Genomic DNA, 16,768 nt, shown 5'->3' on the forward strand with positions numbered 1-16,768 from the left:
GGCTCAGTCACCGGACACCGCGTTGCGGAGCAGTTCGGCGCGGATGTCGTCGGTGCGTTCGTCGCCCAGTAGGTGGGACACGTCGGCCCAGACGGGATCGACTTCGCGGCTGAACAGCGCCGCCCGGTTGCGGGCGTCTCGCGCCGCCAGGTCCGTGTCGGTGAGGCCGGTGAGGACCTCTTGCGGCAGGCCATCGGCCAGCAGAGCGCGCCAGTGGCCGAGGTAGGCGTCGACGAAGCCGCTCACCCGGCGGAAGCGTTCTTCGTCGGCTCGGTGCACCAGCATCCAGGGCGACATCATCGCGTACTGGCGGGGCGAGATCGCGGCCCTGGAGGCGCCGAACAGCTCGGCCGCCTCTTCGAACGCTGGCGTGAGCGGCTGGAAGGCGACGGTGAGGTAGTCCAGGTGGGAGGCCAGTTCGGCGCGCGGCACCAGATCGAGATGGAACGCGAGATAGCCGTTCGCCTCGACCGCGTCGAGCGTGAAGTGGGGCACCGCCGACTCCGCGGGCGTGAACGCGAAGACCATGTGGCTGTCCAGGCCGATCGCCGGCACCGACAGCCCGACGTAGACGACCTTGGCGAGACGTTCGCCGCGCCGGACGGTCAGGCGGCCGACCGGATCGGTCGACACCGTGCTCGTCAGGGGAACGTCCCGGACGGTGCTCAGGTCGTCGGCCTCGGCCAGCGCCCGCATCGTGCGGTCGCTCAACTGTAGGGGCAGGCTCACGCGATCTCCTCTTCGACGGGCGCGCCGGGTGGTCCGGTCCCGCGGTCCCGGCCTTGCCCGGCGCGGGCCGGTCCGTGACTGTTCCGGCGGGTGGGCGGGGCGACGGGCCGACGGTGACACCGCGGCCCCGCCGACGTCGTCGTCCGCCTTCCGGGCGTCCTCGGCGATGGCGTCGTCAGGCAGGGGCCCCATGGGATGCTCCTTCTCGGTGGACGCGGCGTCGCTGGAGGTGGATGAGCTCCGGATCGGCGTCCGGGACGAGGTCCTCGCCGCGCAGGTGGGCGCGTAGGAACGCGATCACCAGGTCGGTGTAGGCGCGGCGTGCGGCGGCCTCGTCGCATGCGGCGGGCAGGTCGAGGAAGGCGCGTGCCGCCGTGGGGTCGGGCGCGTCGGCGATCGTGAAGTGGTTGGCGCCCGGCAGCACGGCGAGCAGGTCGTCCGGCCCGGACAGGGCCTCGTGGAAGGTGCGGGCGACGGGGTCGGCGGCGGTGTCCGGCCCGTAGCGGTCGGAGCTGCCCGCGATCACCCCGTCGCGGGTGCCGACGCCGAGCAGGACCGGGCCGTCCACCTGGGCGGGCAGGACGGTCCCGGCGGGCCAGCCGAGCATGGTCGCGACCATCGTGTGCGTCCCGTAGGCGAAGCAGGCCCGCACGCCGGGGAGGAACCGCGCCGACTGGAGCGCCACCGTCCCACCGGCCGAATGCCCGCCCAGCGCGACCCGGCCGAGGTCGATCGCCCCCTTCAGCGTCTCGATGTCCGCCAGGGACTCCAGTACCGCGCCGAGGGCGGGACAGGTGGGCCGGGACCCGTAGACCTCGGGTCCGGCGGCCTCCACGTCCACGCCGGGGGTGATGCCGACCTGGCCTCCGTACAGGTCGCCTACGCGGTCGAAGGTCACTACGGCGTGCCCGGCCGACGCCAGTGCGGTGGCGAACGCCCGGTAACCCTCCTGCGCGACGTTCACCCCCGAACAGAACAGCACCACCGGGTACGGGGCGCCGGACCGGTCGGGGGGCATCACGCCGGTCAGCCGTTCGGCGTCGGTGCCCTGGGGGCGCGCCGGGTAGTAGACCTTCAGGTGTGCGGTGTCGAACGGCGGCGCACCCCCGGTCCGTGCCGCCCACCACAGGCTTCGCACGCTCACGCGCCGGGCCTGTCCAGTGCGCGGTCGCCGCCCCACAGCGCCCGGACCAGCCGCTCGGTCGTCTCTTCACCGAAGAACCGGACGCCCATCACATTGGCGGGATCGCGTTCGGCGATGTTGCGGCGGATGGCGAGATCGTCTGCGGCGAGCCTCGCCCGTTCCTCTTCCGGCACCGGTTCGGCCTCGTCCACCCACCGCAGCCACCGGTCGACGTGTTCGTGGGTCAGCCGGCGCACCAGGTCCATGTGCTCGGGTGACCGAGGGAACGAATAGCACTGGGCGGTGGGGGACAGGCTGGCCCGGATGAACGCGGCGCGGCTGGTGAACCAGGTCAGCTCCGGGGTCCCCTCCCTGACCGCCAGCCACTGCTCGTTGAGCGGTTCGTAGTAGCGGTCGTAGTAGGCGCCGTCGGCCAGTAGGTGGGTACGCGGTAGCGAGTCCAGGTAGAACCAGCCGTCCGGCCACACCAGCAGGGCGATGCCGAGGTGCGGCACCCGTATCTGCGGGCCGAGCCACACGGTCAGGTGCAGGTTGGCGAAACCGGCCTTCGGATCGCCGAGCCAGGACTGCACCATCCAGTCGACCTCGGGTCCGGTGTAGGCGGCCAGCCGCCCGCCCGGTCCGTCGGGAAGGGAGCCGTAGGACTCCAGGGGCTCGGTGGACGGGTCGCGCGCCAGCGTGAACCGCGCGTCGATCTTGGCCTTCAGGTCGTCCAGCAGGCCGCGCCAGCGTTCGAAGGTCTCGGTGACGTCCACGGGTGAGGCGGAGTCCACCATCTGTTCGACGTGTCGCAAGGTCTCCTTCAACGGAAAGCTCCGCTCGTCAGGGGGTCGGGGAGGGAGAAGGGAGGGAGGGCGGTGTGCGGGCGAGCGCGGCGACGGCTTGCCAGGGGCGGTGGCCGACGAGGTCGGTGTTCTTGGAGACGAGGCGGTTGACCGCGCGCGCCGGGTGGACCGGCGCAAGCGTGAGGGGGCCTCGGCGCGGGTGACGAGGGGGTGGCTGATGCGGCCGGTGAACCCGTCCTCCCACTCGGTCCACAACGTGAAGTCGCCGGGCAGGGCGAGAACGAGCCCGGCCGAGTCCCCGGCCGCGACCACGTTCAGCCTGTTCTCCGCCGCGCGTTCCGGCAGTCCGAGTTCGGTCTCCCACGGCTCGCACGGGGTGAACGGCACCGCCACCACGTCGGCGTCCGCGATGGCGGCGAGCCGTGCGGTCTCGGGGTACAGGGCGTCGTCGCCCACCACGATGGCGAGCCGTCCCCAGGGCAGGGAGAAGACCTCCAGGCGGTCACCCAGGGTCGTGGCCCACGCGGCGTGCCGGGCGCTCCGGTGCAGCTGCCACTGCGTTCCCGCGAGACCGTTCGCACTCGTCAGGAAGCCGGTATGGCGGTCGCCGTCCCGGGCGCTGGTGACCGCGTGTGCGCCGGTGCCGTCCAGCGCCCGCGCCAGCTCCCGGGTGACGCGGGCGACGGAGGCGCCGGGCCCGAACGCCAGCTCGGGCAGCACGATCAGCTCCGCGCCGCGCGCCGCCGCCTCGCGGGTCAGCGCGACCGCGTCGGCCGGACCGTCCGGAAGCGCCACCGCCGCCATCACCCGCGCCGCGCCGGGCGGTGCCGACCGGGGACGCGGGGGCGAGACGATCGGTGCGTACAGCTCCGGTCGGCGCGCGGCGAAGACGTCCGTCCCGTCCGGGCGCGTCTTGTCATCGGCCGCGGCCGGGTCGATGTCGGCGACGATGACGGCCTCGCCGGTGCGGGGCGCCTTCGCGACGACGCTCCCGTCGGGAGCGACGATCTGGCTCTCCCCGGCGCCGTGCAGCCGTTCGGCCGGCACGCCCAGCCGGGCGCTGACAGCGGGCAGGTGCGCGGCGGGCAGCAGGGGACCCACCTTGTTCGCGGCGATCACCCACGCGCGGTTCTCGGCGGCGCGCACGGGCACGTGCAAGGACGCCTCGTCGGTGGCGAACGAGTTGAGACCGTTGAGCAGGACCTGCGCGCCGCGCAGCACCAGGTCCCGGCAGACTTCGCCGAGCACGCCCTCCAGGCAGGCGTACATGCCGAGGCGGCCGAACGGTGTGGCCACGACCGGCCCGGCGCGGTGCCCGGGAGCGAGGTGGTCGCCTTCGGCGCCCATCAGGACGAGCTTGTCGGACTCGGCGAGCAGGGTGCCGTCCGGGCCGTACAGCAGGTTGGTGGCGGTGGTGCGGCCGTCCGGGCGCGCCAGGGTCACGTTCAGCTTGACGTACGCCCGGCGCCGCCGGGCCCTGGCGGCCACGGCGGTCAGGAACGCGTCTCCCGTGCGGCAGGCGCGCAGCCGTGCGGCGGCGCGGTCGGGATGCCAGGAGAGGCCGTTGCAGAACTCCGGCAGCACGATCAGGCCGGCGCCTTCGGCGGCGGCCCGGTCGACGGCGCGAAGGCAGGCGGCCAGATTGGCGGCTCCGTCCTCGTCGACCGCGAACTGGGCGGCGGCTACGCGGACCGCGACCATCACGCCTCCATGATTCCCATAGCGAAACGCTGTTTCCAAAACATACAATCACCGCAGCGCCGTGACCAGAGGAACCGGAGGCTCCGTTGCTGACCCATCTCGTGCTGATGAAGTTCACCGACGCCGCCGACGCGCCGCGGGCCAAGGAACTGCTGGAGAGCCTGGACGGCCGCGTCGCCGAGATCCGCGAGCTGAGGGTGCTCGACGTGGTGGGCTCGGAGCCGTCCTTCGACCTGTGCCTGATCACCGGCCACGCCTCGGTCGCCGAGCTGGCCGGATACCAGCGGCATCCGGCTCATCTGGAGGTCGCGTCGTGGCTGCGGCCGCGGCTGGCCGATCGCGCGGTGGTCGATTACGAGAGCTGACGAGCGTGCGGCGCCCGGTTCCGCCCAGCGACCCGTTCGGTCCGCGTGGACCGCGCTTGCCGGACGGAACCGGGCTGTGCTCACTGCGCGCCGGTGAGGGTCTGCGCCGTGCCGCTGCTCAGCAGTCCCTGGTAGTAGGCGCCGCCGGGGTAGAGGTCGGGGGTGGTCCCGCCGGTGAACGCGTCGCGCGCCCAGCCGACCGCGAGGGTCTGGAGCGCGGCGACGTTCTTGGCCTGCGGAGTGCCGCAGGCCAAGGTCCCCGTCCTGTCGGTGCTGGCTCCTTCGGCATCGGTGTGCGCGCCGCTGGTCAACCGCACGCCCACGAACGGCCGGTGCAGTTGCGCCTGCACGGCCTGGGTGCCCGACCCGCCGTTGTTGCAGAGGTAACCGGGCGACGAGATCGTGTGAATGGGCAGTGAGGTGTTGTCGAGGTGGTTGAGCGAGGAGGTGGTGTTGGTGCCGATGAACGACCGCACCGGGTCCAGCAGGACCAGGCCGCGCGTCCCCGCCCAGGCCGCGGGATAGGCCGAACGCACTCGCTGCGCCACGTACAGCGCGGCCTCGCCGCCTGCCGAGTGGCCCACGAAGACCTTGTTCTGGGGCAGTGCCAGGCCGGGGCGGCCCGCCCGGTTCCTCGCGTCGGCGAAGCTGCTGCCGAGTCTGTCGCCGGTCCCGCCGGCCTTGCCGAACAGGTCGGCGACGTTGTCGAGGAAGCCGGTGTTGTCGCCGAGGTTCTGCAGAGTGCAGCCGAAGATGTTGGCCGAGGGCAGGGTGGGGGCGAACACCAGGTACCCGGCTTCGGCGTACTTGCCGGCCAGGTCCCGGACGTGCTCGTTGGCGCGCGAGAAGCCGTGCTGTAGCCAGACCAGCCCCTTCGGGGTGCCGGCGGGGAAGTGCCAGTCGGCGCTCTGGTGGAGGACGATCGCCGCGCAGCGGATGTCGACGGTGGTCGATATCCGGGTCACGGCGGCGGGGGCGGATGAGGCCGGGAGGGGCCTGGCGGTGGGCGGTCGTGCGTCGGCGGGCCGGGCGAGGGACGGGATGAGGAGGGCGGTGATGGCCGCGCCCGTGGTGAGACCGGACGCGATCAGTCGGGTGACGCGCATGCTGCCTCCGAGGGCAACAACTCCGTTCCGGTGTGAGAAACGGAGTTTCCCAGTGATGTCACTCATACAAGAATGCGCGGAGCGGGCGGTCAAGGAACTTTCAGAACGCTATTCGGTAACGGTGCGGTCGGCGGCCGTGCCATCACGCCGGGTAGGCGCCCGCCGCCATCCCGGCGCCGCCGGGACGGAACGCGGCGGGAGCGTGCACCACGCAGGTCTGCGCGTACTCCAGCAGTCCCTCCACGCCGTACTCGCGGCCGTACCCGCTGCGCTTGACGCCGCCGAACGGAGCCCGCAGCGCCATGCCGGTGCGGTTGTGGGTGTTGACGAAGGTGAAGCCCGCCTCCAGGCGCCGGGCGAACGCGAACGCCCGCTCCTCGTCGGCCGACCACACCGAGGCCCCCAGCCCGAGATCGCCGGCGTTGGCGCGGGCCACGGCCTCGTCCTCGGTGTCGTAGGCGAGCAGCGGTACCGTCGGGCCGAACTGCTCGCGGGACACCGCGGGCGCGTCGTCGTCCAGGGCGGCCAGCAGCGTCGGCCGGACGAAGTACCCGGCGTCCATGTCGGCTCGGACGGCGCCGAGTTCGGTGACGTCGCCGCCCCGGTCCGCCGCGTCGGCCACCAGGGCCCGGACGCGCCTGGCGGCGTCGGCGGAGATGAGCGGCCCCACGGTGACGCCGGGATCCAGCGGGTCGCCCAGCACCAGCGTGCGGGCCGCCGCCGCGAGGTAGGCCACGCGGAAGTCCCCGAAGCGCCTCCTCGGGACGTACAGCCGTTTGGCGGCCATGCACACCTGCCCGGCGGTGGCGAACGAGGCCAGCACCAGGCGCTCCATCGCCTCGTCCGACAGGTCCGCGTCGTCCAGGAGGACCGCCGCGTCATTGCCGCCGAGCTCCATCACCGCCGGAGTGATCCGCCGAGCGGCGGACACGCCGAGCTCGCGCGCGGCCTGCGGGCCGCCGGTGAACGCCACCCGGTGCACCAGCGGATGCCCGACGAGCGCGTGGCCGGTCGCGGCGCCCCCGTGCACGACGTGCACGAGCTCCGGCGGGAACAGTGCGAGGACCGCCGGAACGGTCAGCGGTGCGAGCGGCGAGGGCTTGACGACCACGGTGTTGCCCGCCGCCAGCGCCGGACCGACCTTGAGCAGGGTCAGGATCACCGGTGCGTTCCACGGCGTGATCGCCGCGACCACCCCGTAGGGGCATCGCCGCAGCAGCAGCCGGCCCTCGGCGTCGTCCAGCTCCCGGTCCGCCAGCGCGGCGGGCGCCTGCTCGGCCACCCAGCGCAGGTACGCGGCGGCGAACCGCAGTTCGCCGCGGCAGTCGGGCAGCGGCTTCCCGGTCTCGCGGGCCAGCAGCTCGGCCGGGTGGCCGGGCCGGGTCGCCTCGGCCGCCGCGGCGACCGCCTCGGCGACCTCGGCCACCAGGTCGGCGCGCTCGGAGACGGCGGCGGCGTACCAGCCTCGACGTGCGGACTCGGCCGCGCGGACCGCCGCGTCCACGTCGGCGGCGGACGCGACCGGAACGCGACCGACCTCCTCGGTGAGGCGCGCGGGGTTCTCCCTCCGGATCCACTCAGCCATCGCGCAGCGAGGAGATCATCGAGGTGCGCAGCAGGTGGTCGCGGCACCGGCGGGGGTCGGCGGCGAGCGCGCGCAGATCCTCGTGCCGCCCGCCGGACGTGCGCAACCGCTCCCAGTTCGCGTGGCTGACCTGCCGGACGAACGACAGCGCCACGGACCGGCGCTCCTCCGCGGCGGCGTCCAGGAGGGCGTCGGGGCGTCCCTCGGCCACGTCGGCCAGCGCGTGCGCGAACCGGACGGCGTCGTGGATCCCACTGTTCATGCCCATACCGCCGAGCGGGTTGTTGACATGGGCGGCGTCTCCGGCGAGCAGCACCCGCCCGTGCCGGAAGGCCGACGCGACGCGCTGGTGCACCCGGTAGATGGAGGCGTGCGCGACGTGCCATCGTCTGTCGACGACGCCGCGGAGCCGTTCGGGGAGACGTGCGAGCTCGTCGGCGTCGGACGTCCCGTCGGGGGTGGGCAGCAGGACTCGCCAGTGGTCGGGCGTGCGCAGCAGCACCAGCCACTCACCGGGATCGAACAGGTAGTTCACCGGGGCGATGCCGGGCAGCAGAGCGTCCAGGTCCTCGCGGGTCGAGGCGACCAGGAACCGCTCGGGGTAGGTGATGCCCTCGAACGCCGCGCCCAGCGAGCGCCGCACCGCCGAGTGGGAGCCGTCCGCTCCGATCAGCCAGTCGGCGCGCAGCCGCCGTCCGTCCTCGGTCACCGCCACCACGCCGTCCCGGCGGGAGACGACGTGCCGTACCGGCGACCCGAACCGCACCTCGCCGCCCAGTCCGGTCAGGTGGCGCCGCAGGACGGGGGTGAGCTTGTCCTGCTCGCATTGCACCCGGAAGGGGTACGGCGTGGCGTCGGCGAGCACCGCCAGGTCGAGCTCGGCGATGACGCCGCCGCGCCGTTCGCGGTACTGGAAGGTGCGCGCGACCAGTCCCCGCTCCAGCAGTTCGTCCAGCACTCCGAGATCGGCGAGCATCTCCAGGGTCGGGGGGTGGAACGTCGAGGCCCGCGACTCGGAGGCCAGCCCGGCGCCCGCCTCCAGCACCGTGACCTCCAGTCCGCGCCGCCGCAGCGCCAGTGCCGCCGTGAGGCCGACCGGTCCCGCGCCGACCACAAGGACGCTGGTCACGTCGTTGGCGTCCGGGACGTCGTTCGCGGTGGAGGGGCCGTTCACGCCGGTTCCCGGGAGTGCAGGGCGAAGCCGTTCTCGACGCCGACCACCTGGGCGCCGGTGAAGAAGCGCAGCGTCTCCACGGTGCCCTCCTCGCCGAGCCCCGAGCAGCCCCATGCGGGGCGCGGCGCGAGCAGGTGCAGACTCATCATGCTCGACCCGTTGACCTTCACCTCGCCGGCCCGGATCCGGCGCGCGACGGCGAGGGCCGCGTCCTCGTCGGTGCCGGTGACGTAGCCTTCGAGGCCGTGCCGGGTTCCGTTGGCCAGCGCGACCGCCTCGTCGATCGAGCCGTAGGGGTGGACGGTGGCGACGGGGCCGAAGATCTCTTCGACGGCCCGTTCCGGCGGTACGCCCACCAGCAATGCCGGGGCCAGGTAGTTGCCCTTGTCCGGGACCTCGGTCGCCAGGACCGGCCGGCCGCCGCTCGCCTGTTCCAGCAGCCGGTCGCGCCGGCCGGCGACGCGCGCCCGGTGCCGCGAGTGGACCAGCGGCCCGAGCTCGGTCTCCTCTTCCAGGGGCGGCCCGGCGCACATCCGCGCCAGCCGCGCCTCCACGGCCGCGAGCAGTTCGTCGTGCAGCCCGGCGGGCACCACGAGCCGCCCGAGCGCCCGGCACCACTGCCCGTTCAACGTGGTCAGCAGGTCGACCGCCGTCCGCGCCGCGAGGCCGACATCGGCGTCCGGCAGTACCACCAGGGGGTTGTTGCCGCCCAGTTCCAGCTGGGCCGGTTTCAGCCCGGCGGCGCAGGCGGCGGCCACCGCGGCGCCGCCCGCGGCGCCGCCGGTGAACGACACCGCGCGGATGCGCGCGTCGGCGGCCAGCGTCGCTCCGGTCCGCGCGTCGCCGTGCAGGAGCTGGAACGTCGCGCGCGGGGCGCCGTGCCGGGCGAGCACCGCGTCGATGGTCTCGGCGAGCAGCTGGGTGCCGTACGGGGCGTACTCGCTCGGTTTGAGGACGACCGGGCAACCGGCGGCGAGGGCGCTGGCGGTCTTGTGCGCGGCCATCGGCGCGGACGCGTTCCAGGGGGTCAGGCACAGTGCCGGGCCCCAGGGGAGCCTGCGCACCTCGACCCCGCCGCCCGGCCGCTCGGCCAGCCGTCCCTCGCGGAGCTGCTGGGCGGCGAGGCGGAACGCGCCGACGACGATCTCCCCGAGCGGGATGGTCTGCCGGATCGGCACCCCGGTCGCGAACGACTCCAGCGCCGCGATCTCGCGGGCGGCCGGCGGCAGCGCGTCCGCGACGGCGTCCAGGACGTCGGCGCGTTCGGCGGCGGTGGTGTGCTCCCACCCGCCGCTCGCCGCCGCGAGCGCCCGTTCCACCCGGTCGGGGCGGGAGACCGCCACCGGGCGGACGGGCGCACCGGTGGCCGGGTCCTCCAGGACCGGTTCCGCCCGGGTGGTCACCGGCTCCCAGTCGCCCGCGACGAGGTCGCGCGGCCCGGGCGGGATCATGCGCGCACGCTCGCGAACAGCTCGTTCTCCCGGTCCCCGGTGACCATCCGGGCGGCCTCCAGCCGGCCGCGCTCGGCGGGGAAGGTCATCACCAGGCCCATCGCCAGGTCCCGCAGACCCCGCCCGACCACGCCGTCGAGCGCGGCGGCCGAGGTGCCGCACGCCTTGAACGCTCCGAGGGCCACCTGGAAGCACGCCTCGGCGATGTCGCCCTTGGCGATCCGCCACTGCCGGTACACCTCCGGCTTGGCGCGCAACGGCGGATCGCCGGTCTCCAGGTCGAGCTGGCGGCGCAGCCACAGGTAGGCGGTCTCCAGCCGTTCGGTCATCTCCGCGATGATCACCTGGTGCATGGGGGAGGAGGCGATCGGGCGGCCGGAGTCGGCGAACGTCTTGCGGGTCAGCCGGTCCAGGGCGAAGTCGTACACCGCCTGCGCCGCGCCCAGGTAGACCGCCGAGATGGCGAGCTGGTTGCCGACGAAGCTGCCCCGGCTCATCCGCAGCATCCGCACGAAGGCGCCGGGCACGGTCAGCGCCTCGTCCCCGGGGACGAAAACGTCGGAGAGCGTCACGCCGTGATTGGCCGAGGCCCGCATGCCGAGCCCGTTCCACGGCTCGCGCGAGGCGACCCCGTGGGCTTCGCGCGGGACCAGGAACAGCGCCAGGCCGTCGGCGTCGTCGGCGCCGGCGACCCGCGCGGTCACGAGGTAGGTGTCGGCGACGCCGGTCGCGCAGCCGAACGACTTGACGCCTTCCAGCAGCCAGCCGCCCTCGGCGGGGCGCGCGGTCGTGGCGATGGCGATGTTGGCGCCCGAGCTCTTGACCTCCTCGCTGGCGAAGTTGGCCAGCCACGTGCCCCGCGCCATCCGGTTCAGCACCTTCTCCGCGAACGCCCGGACGGTGGGCGCCTCCTCGGGATCGAACAGGCCCGCGTCCAGCGCCTCCAGCGGCAGCAGCCCCCGGGAAGCGCTGGTGTTGTGGAAGAAGAACGCCAGCGCGGTGGACGGGCACGCGGTGCCCATCGCATAGGTGGCCGCCGCCAGGTCGCGCAGGCCGCCGCCCAGCCCGCCGTACCGTTCGGGCACGACCAGCCCGAGCAGTCCCGCCTCGCGCAGCGACGCCACGTGCGGGAAGTGGAACGCGGCGGCGGCGTCCGCGGCGGGGGCCGCCTCGCGCAGCGCGGGCAGCACCGTCTCCACACGCCGGGCCCGCTCTCGCTCGGCATCCGTCATGCGCTCCACGAGCCGTTCACCGGTCAGGGGCATAGGGATCGTCCTTTACAGCCGGGTGGCGGGAGGCCACGCGATAGGTGCGCCCGGGCAGGGCCGCGCCCCAGACGGTTTCCAGGTCTCCGGCGGCCGTCACCAGCGCCGCCCGGTCCACGGGGGACGGCACCTCAAGGCGCTCGGCCAGGAACAGCACGTCCTCCGCGCACAGTCCGCCGTCCACCCCGCCGAGCGTGGCGTCGAAGTGCCGGACGCCGCTCTTCATCGCGGTCAGCGCATTGGCCGGCCCGAGCCCGTACGCCTCACGCAACCGCACCCGCAAGGCGCGCGGACGCGTCGCGGCGACCGCGTCCTGGAGCAGCCGCCGCACCTGGAGGGGGGAGGCCGCCTCGGCGCCCTCGTCGAGCGCGATCTCATCGCAGCCGAGGGCCACGAGGCGGTCCACGGCGGCGAGCACCGTCCGCTCCCCGCCGGTGGCGAACGCGTCGCCGACGCGCCCGACGACGCGCATCTCCCGAACCCTGGCCGCCTCGACGATCTCGGATGTGCGGCGGCCGTCGTAGACCTCGGCCACGCTCGCGCCGCCGGGACAGCGGCGCGCGAGCTGCGCGGGATCGGTGACCAGGATGGAGCGATCGCCACCCGCACCACCGTCCGCGTCGCTTCGGCACGCGTTCACCGCGGGCAGGCGGGTGCGCACGCCTGCGGCACGGACCGCCGACAGCAGCCCGTTCGCACCGGCCGGGGATATCCGGGCCGGTGCGGTGCCCGACGGACGGGACCGCCGGTAGAGCGCGGCGGCGAGGCCGGTGTCGGCCACCGAGACCTCGTCCGGAAGCGGGTCGGCGAGCTGCCCCCAGGCGCGGGAGTGGAACAGCAGGGGCGCCGCCCGCCGAGGAACGCCCCCGGCGAGCACCTCTCCGACGAAGATCGTGTGGTCGCCGCCCGGATAGGCGTGCGCCACGCGGCAGTCCAGCCATCCGAGCGCCTCGTCGAGCACCGGCGCCCCGGTGCGCACCGCGCGCCAGGCACGCCCGGCGAAGCGCTCGCCGGGCTCCATGCCGGAGAACACCCGGCCGAGCCGCGCGTCGTCCTTGCCGAGGACGCTGACCGCGAAGACCCCGCTCGCCTCGACCAGCCGGTGCGTGCGCAACCGCCGGGCCAGGCAGACCAGCACCAGCGGCGGGTCGAGGCTCACGCTGCTGAACGAGCTGGCGGTCATGCCGTGCCAGGCGCCGTCCGCGACGGTGGTCACCACGCTGACGCCGGTGGACCACTGGCCGAGCACCGCTCGGAAGGTTCCGGAATCGACCGTCACCTGCCGGCCCTCCCCGATGGGATGTTTCTTATAAGGAAACAACGTACCGCACACGGTAACGAGAGACGGAAACGAGTGTCAATCCTCCGGGAACGCGCCCGTTCCGAGCTCCGTTTCCCGAAGCGAAACGAACTGCCCTACACTGCACGGACAGGTCGAGGGAACGGGGGCACCGTGCCGAACATCGCGTCCGAACGAACCGCCGCCGGCGAGGCGGAGGGACAGAGCCGTTCGATCGCGGCCGTCGAGCGCGCCATGGACGTGCTGCTGCTGTTCGGCCGCAGCGGGCGGCCGGACCTCGGAGTCACCGAGATCGCGGGCGAGCTCGACCTCACCAAGGCCGCGGTGCACCGGATCCTGACCGCGCTGCGCTCCCGCGACCTGGTCATCGCCGACCCGGCCACCCGCCGCTACTCCCTCGGCCACGCCGCCATCGCGCTCGGCCGCGCCTACATGGCCCGGATGGACCTGCGGGCGATGGCCGTCCCCGAGCTGCGCCGGCTGTCGCAGGCCACCAAGGAGACGGCGACGGTGTCGGTCCGCCGCGGCGACACGCGGCTCTACGTCGACCAGGTGGTCCCGGTGCAGGAGCTGCGCATGGAGGTCAGCCTCGGCATCCCCTATCCGCTGCACGCGGGCAGCTCCTCCAAGGCGATCCTGGCCTTCCTCGGCCAGGAGGAGGTGGACGGCTACCTGGAGCGGCACACCCTGGACGCCCTCACCGACAGGACCATCACCGATCCGGCGACGCTCCGCGCCGAACTGGCCGCCGTCCACGGCCGCGGCTACGCCACCTCGCTCGGCGAACGCGAGACGGGGGCGGCCTCCATCGCCGCGCCCGTCTTCGACCACGACGGCCGCGTCATCGCCGCGCTGAGCCTGTCCGGCCCCGACTCCCGTTTCGAGCGCCGTATGCACGAGCACGCCCCGCGCCTGCTGGAAGCCGCGGCGAAGGTCTCCGCCCAGCTCGGCTACACCCCCGGCGGACGTCAGCAGTGATCAGAGGTCCGCGCCGGGCTTGAACACCCCAGCGCGGCGGCGGCCAGCAGGGCCGCCCAGATCCCGCAGACGTACGGCAGGCAACCGTCGACAGAGCGCTTGAGCGCGCGTTCCACCTCGGCGGTCGAGCCGTCGGCCATCAGCGACCCGAACGCGGGCCCGAAGGGCCGTAGCGTCGAGCGGATCCCGAGCCCGCAGGCCAGCGCGAAGGTGTAGAGGCCGAGCTTGCCGCCGAGCCAGCGCGGGTCGGTCGTCACGCCGAACGGCCGGTCCGCGGCCAGGGTGTAGGCCGACACGGCCGCCAACGCGACGACCATGAGGAGCCGGACCGTCCAGTCGGCCCGCCGCGCCCACGGGTACCGGCCGTGCGCGCGATGGTCGGCCACGGTCGCCGCCAGCCAGCACGCGGCGAACGCCCAGACCAGGGCCACCTGCCAGGCGGCGAAGGCGGGCGCGCCGAACAGCCGCGCGCCGTGCGGCTCCAGGGCCATGAGCGTGACCCCGCTCGGCAGGAACAGGACCAGGCAGACCTTGGGGCCGAGATCCAGGCCGCCCATGATGCTCAGCGCCGTGGCGCGAGCGGCCGGGGGCAGGTCGGGCCTCAGCACGTACCGGCTGGAGTAGAAGACGCCCAGGTCGCCGCCCAGCCAGAACACGAACAGCACCAGGTGCAGCAGGACCCACCAGCCGTGCGGATGCGCTTCCATGCCACCTCACTGAAGGAAACATCGTTACACGGTGCGGAACGTTAGCACGCCTGTGTGCGGCCGCCCAGGCGTCAGGTCCCGGCCGTTCCGGGCTCGAACCGGGCCATCTCCGCGGCGACCACCAGCCGGTAGGCGGCCGAGAACTTCGGATGGCAGGTGGTGAGCGTGAGCAGTCTCCGCCGCGGCGCGCGTCCGGGGCGGCCGCGTACCGGCGCGGTGACCTCGATGCTGCCGGGCCGGACGATCTCAAGTCCCGTAACGCGGTAGACGTAGGTTCCGGCGGTGGCTTCGATCCGGATCTCATCGCCCGGCGCCAGCTCTCCCAGGCGGTTGAAGGGCGCCCCGTAGGTGGTGCGATGCCCGGAGACCACCATGTTGCCGATGTCGCCCGGCCGCGCCGTCCCGGGATAGTGCCCCGGGCCCTTGCGCAGATCGGCGGGGGAGACGCCCTCGACGACCACGTACCGGTACGACCGTCCGAAGCGGGGGACGCGGATGATCGCGAACGCCGTTCCGCGCGCGGTCCTCGCCGCGCCGCCGCGCCGTGCGCCGCGCCGCGCGGGGCCGCTCCCGGCGGTGGCGGTCGCCGCGGCCGAGCGGTCGGCCCGCCACCGCCGCTCCATCTGGTCCAGCAGGCCGTCCTGCTGCCCGCGGGTGTAGTCGCCCGTTCCCCAGACCAGGTAGGCGACGCCGAGCGCGAGCACCAGGCCGGCGGTCAGCGCCAGTTCGCCGAGGCCGCGAACGATCGTACGCATGCGGACGAATCTAACCCGAGAGACTGGAAACGCCGATCCCCTCTGAGGAACTCGCTCGTCCCACATGGCGCTCAAGCCTTGACAGCAGGGAGGTGTGCGGAGTTATGTGATGCCACTGCGAAACCTCGTTTCTCTGAACGGAACAAGCCGTTCATGGTGCGCCGCTCGGTCGGCAGGGCGGGGCACGGCCCGGCCCCGAGCCGGCACCCGGCGAGAGAAGGAGCGGCACCGCATGACAGGCGGACACCTGACGACCCGGCGGGGAGCCATGGCGGCGGCCTCCCTCGGCATCACCGCGACGGCCGTCTCCGGGCTCGCCCTTTCCCCGGCGCGTGCCGACACGGTGGCGGGGGTGGAGACGGACACGCCGGCACGGGCGGAAGCGGCGCCGCGAACGGGAAGGGTCGCCTACGAGTGCCAGATCTTCTCCACCCGGTTCCGCTACGACGCCGAGGTGTCGGTGCGGGCTCCGGCGACCGCCGGAGTCGGCGACCAGATCACGGTCGCGGCGGACTTCTCCGACCTGCCCGGCGTGGCCCCCCTGCCGATCGGCAAGTGGCGGACCAGCGGGGCGCTCACCGTGGCGGGCGCCCAGTCCGGCGGCCTCCCGATCGCCGTCCCCGAACGGACCGGCCCCATCGCGGCCAGGGCTCCCATCCCGATCGGCAGGGCCACCGGCAGGCTCACCCTGACCGCTCCGGGCGAGGTCACCCTCGCCCCGGCCGCAATCAAGATCGTCGCCGATGCCGGCGCCGAGGCGACGATCGACTGCACGCCCGTCGGAAAGCCCGCGCCACTCGCGACCGTCAAGGTCACCGAAAGCGGCCCGCTGGAGCCGTCCGTGTCGGCCGACCCCTCGACCATCGCGCGGGGAGCGGCGCTCCGGGTCACCGGAACGGGCTGGCGGCCAGGTGATGCCCGCCTCGCCCTGTGCGACGCCAACGGCGCGCACTGCGAGCCCGGCGACCTCACCGGGGCCACCGCCGCGGCCGACGGCGCGGGCAGGCTGACCGGTTCGGCGCGGGTCGCGCGGACGGCCGCGGCGGGCGCACGCACTCTGCTCGCCGCACAGGGGACGCTCAGCGGAAGAACCCCGATCACCGTCCTCGCCGACAAGCCGCCACCGAAGGGCTGCGGTGACGCGCCCCGTTCGCGCTGCGTCGAGCAGAGGCTGAAGCTCACGGTCAACGGCGGCCCGCTCACCATGTCCCAGGAGCCCGGCGAGGTGGAGATGGCCCCCGTCACGCTCGATGGAACCCCGAGTTCCTCCACCGGCGAATTGCGCAAGGTCCAGGTCGTGGACGCCAGAGGAGGCACGGTGGGCTGGTCCCTGACCGGCACCCTCACCGACTTCACCTCCCCGGGCGGAACGAAGATCCCCGCTGGGGGCCTCACCTGGAAACCGCGCTGCTCCGCGCGGAGCGGATCGTCCCCCGCCACGCCGGGCAGCGTCGGCGCGCTCGGCGGCTCAACGGCGGCGACCCTGTGCGGCGGCGCGGGTGGAGGCCCGGTGGTCGGCGGGACCTACGACGTCGGCGCCGCCCTCGACCTGAAGATCCCTCCGGCGACCGGGGCGGGACGGTATACCGCCGTCCTCACCCTCACCCTGTCCTGAACCGCGTCCGGGCCCGTCCGCGCGCCGTCCCGGAAACGTCCCCGGCCCCGGCCGGGCGGTGGTCTCGCGCCTCCCCGCCCGGCCGGTCCCTCTCTCCCGCAGGTCCGC

Annotated in this window: 14 protein-coding genes; 3 read left to right on the forward strand and 11 right to left on the reverse strand. The window is 73.8% G+C overall.

Annotated elements, in window-relative coordinates:
• Positions 1–3: 3 nt before the first annotated feature.
• The 3 genes from GEV43_RS32585 to GEV43_RS32600 all read right to left on the reverse strand — a co-directional run bounded on the left by GEV43_RS32585 (position 4) and on the right by GEV43_RS32600 (position 4,359).
• On the reverse strand, positions 4–729 hold the full coding sequence (locus tag GEV43_RS32585) for a hypothetical protein (protein ID WP_160823944.1): 726 nt from the start codon (positions 727–729) through the stop codon (positions 4–6).
• A gap of 175 nt (positions 730–904) precedes the next feature.
• A complete protein-coding gene (locus GEV43_RS32590) occupies positions 905–1,873 on the reverse strand; it encodes a dienelactone hydrolase family protein (protein ID WP_164717221.1) in 969 nt (322 codons plus the stop codon).
• A complete protein-coding gene (locus GEV43_RS32600) occupies positions 1,870–4,359 on the reverse strand; it encodes a nitrilase-related carbon-nitrogen hydrolase (RefSeq protein WP_206681372.1) in 2,490 nt (829 codons plus the stop codon). The genes GEV43_RS32590 and GEV43_RS32600 overlap by 4 nt, the downstream gene beginning before the upstream one ends.
• An 86-nt stretch (positions 4,360–4,445) precedes the next feature.
• Here GEV43_RS32600 and GEV43_RS32605 point away from each other — a divergent pair, with 86 nt between their 5' ends.
• Complete coding sequence (locus GEV43_RS32605) at positions 4,446–4,724, forward strand: Dabb family protein (protein WP_160823947.1); 279 nt, start codon at positions 4,446–4,448, stop codon at positions 4,722–4,724.
• 80 nt (positions 4,725–4,804) lie between these two features.
• Here the strand turns inward: GEV43_RS32605 and GEV43_RS32610 are convergent, their stop codons facing one another.
• The 6 genes from GEV43_RS32610 to GEV43_RS32635 all read right to left on the reverse strand — a co-directional run bounded on the left by GEV43_RS32610 (position 4,805) and on the right by GEV43_RS32635 (position 12,584).
• Positions 4,805–5,830: an alpha/beta hydrolase gene (locus GEV43_RS32610; protein ID WP_175250180.1), complete on the reverse strand. Its 1,026-nt coding sequence runs from the start codon at positions 5,828–5,830 to the stop codon at positions 4,805–4,807.
• 142 nt (positions 5,831–5,972) lie between these two features.
• Positions 5,973–7,415: an aldehyde dehydrogenase family protein gene (locus GEV43_RS32615; RefSeq protein ID WP_160823948.1), complete on the reverse strand. Its 1,443-nt coding sequence runs from the start codon at positions 7,413–7,415 to the stop codon at positions 5,973–5,975.
• Positions 7,408–8,589, reverse strand: a complete 1,182-nt coding sequence (locus tag GEV43_RS32620) for an FAD-dependent oxidoreductase (protein WP_309239960.1) — start codon at positions 8,587–8,589, stop codon at positions 7,408–7,410. Before GEV43_RS32620 ends, GEV43_RS32615 begins: the two co-directional genes overlap by 8 nt.
• Complete coding sequence (locus tag GEV43_RS32625) at positions 8,586–10,040, reverse strand: aldehyde dehydrogenase (protein WP_160823949.1); 1,455 nt, start codon at positions 10,038–10,040, stop codon at positions 8,586–8,588. Before GEV43_RS32625 ends, GEV43_RS32620 begins: the two co-directional genes overlap by 4 nt.
• On the reverse strand, positions 10,037–11,305 hold the full coding sequence (locus tag GEV43_RS32630; protein ID WP_206681373.1) for an acyl-CoA dehydrogenase family protein: 1,269 nt from the start codon (positions 11,303–11,305) through the stop codon (positions 10,037–10,039). Before GEV43_RS32630 ends, GEV43_RS32625 begins: the two co-directional genes overlap by 4 nt.
• Positions 11,289–12,584, reverse strand: a complete 1,296-nt coding sequence (locus GEV43_RS32635; protein ID WP_160823950.1) for a flavin reductase — start codon at positions 12,582–12,584, stop codon at positions 11,289–11,291. Before GEV43_RS32635 ends, GEV43_RS32630 begins: the two co-directional genes overlap by 17 nt.
• 174 nt (positions 12,585–12,758) lie before the next feature.
• On the opposite strand from GEV43_RS32635, the gene GEV43_RS32640 reads away from it, so the two are divergent.
• Positions 12,759–13,583 carry an IclR family transcriptional regulator gene (locus GEV43_RS32640; RefSeq protein WP_309239961.1) on the forward strand — a complete coding sequence of 275 codons (825 nt, stop codon included), beginning with the start codon at positions 12,759–12,761 and terminating at the stop codon, positions 13,581–13,583.
• Here GEV43_RS32640 and GEV43_RS32645 read toward each other — a convergent pair.
• Positions 13,574–14,290, reverse strand: coding sequence for a hypothetical protein (locus tag GEV43_RS32645; RefSeq protein WP_160823951.1), 717 nt, complete (start codon positions 14,288–14,290; stop codon positions 13,574–13,576). The two genes, GEV43_RS32640 and GEV43_RS32645, sit on opposite strands and share 10 nt — an antisense overlap.
• A gap of 71 nt (positions 14,291–14,361) precedes the next feature.
• A complete protein-coding gene (locus GEV43_RS32650) occupies positions 14,362–15,045 on the reverse strand; it encodes a class E sortase (protein WP_160823952.1) in 684 nt (227 codons plus the stop codon).
• 232 nt (positions 15,046–15,277) lie between these two features.
• Between GEV43_RS32650 and GEV43_RS32655 the strand changes: the two genes are divergently transcribed.
• Complete coding sequence (locus GEV43_RS32655) at positions 15,278–16,660, forward strand: hypothetical protein (RefSeq protein WP_160823953.1); 1,383 nt, start codon at positions 15,278–15,280, stop codon at positions 16,658–16,660.
• Positions 16,661–16,768 lie beyond the last annotated feature (108 nt).

It is taken from the genome of Actinomadura sp. J1-007, assembly GCF_009793335.1.
Classification (GTDB): Bacteria; Actinomycetota; Actinomycetes; order Streptosporangiales; family Streptosporangiaceae; genus Spirillospora; species Spirillospora yumaensis.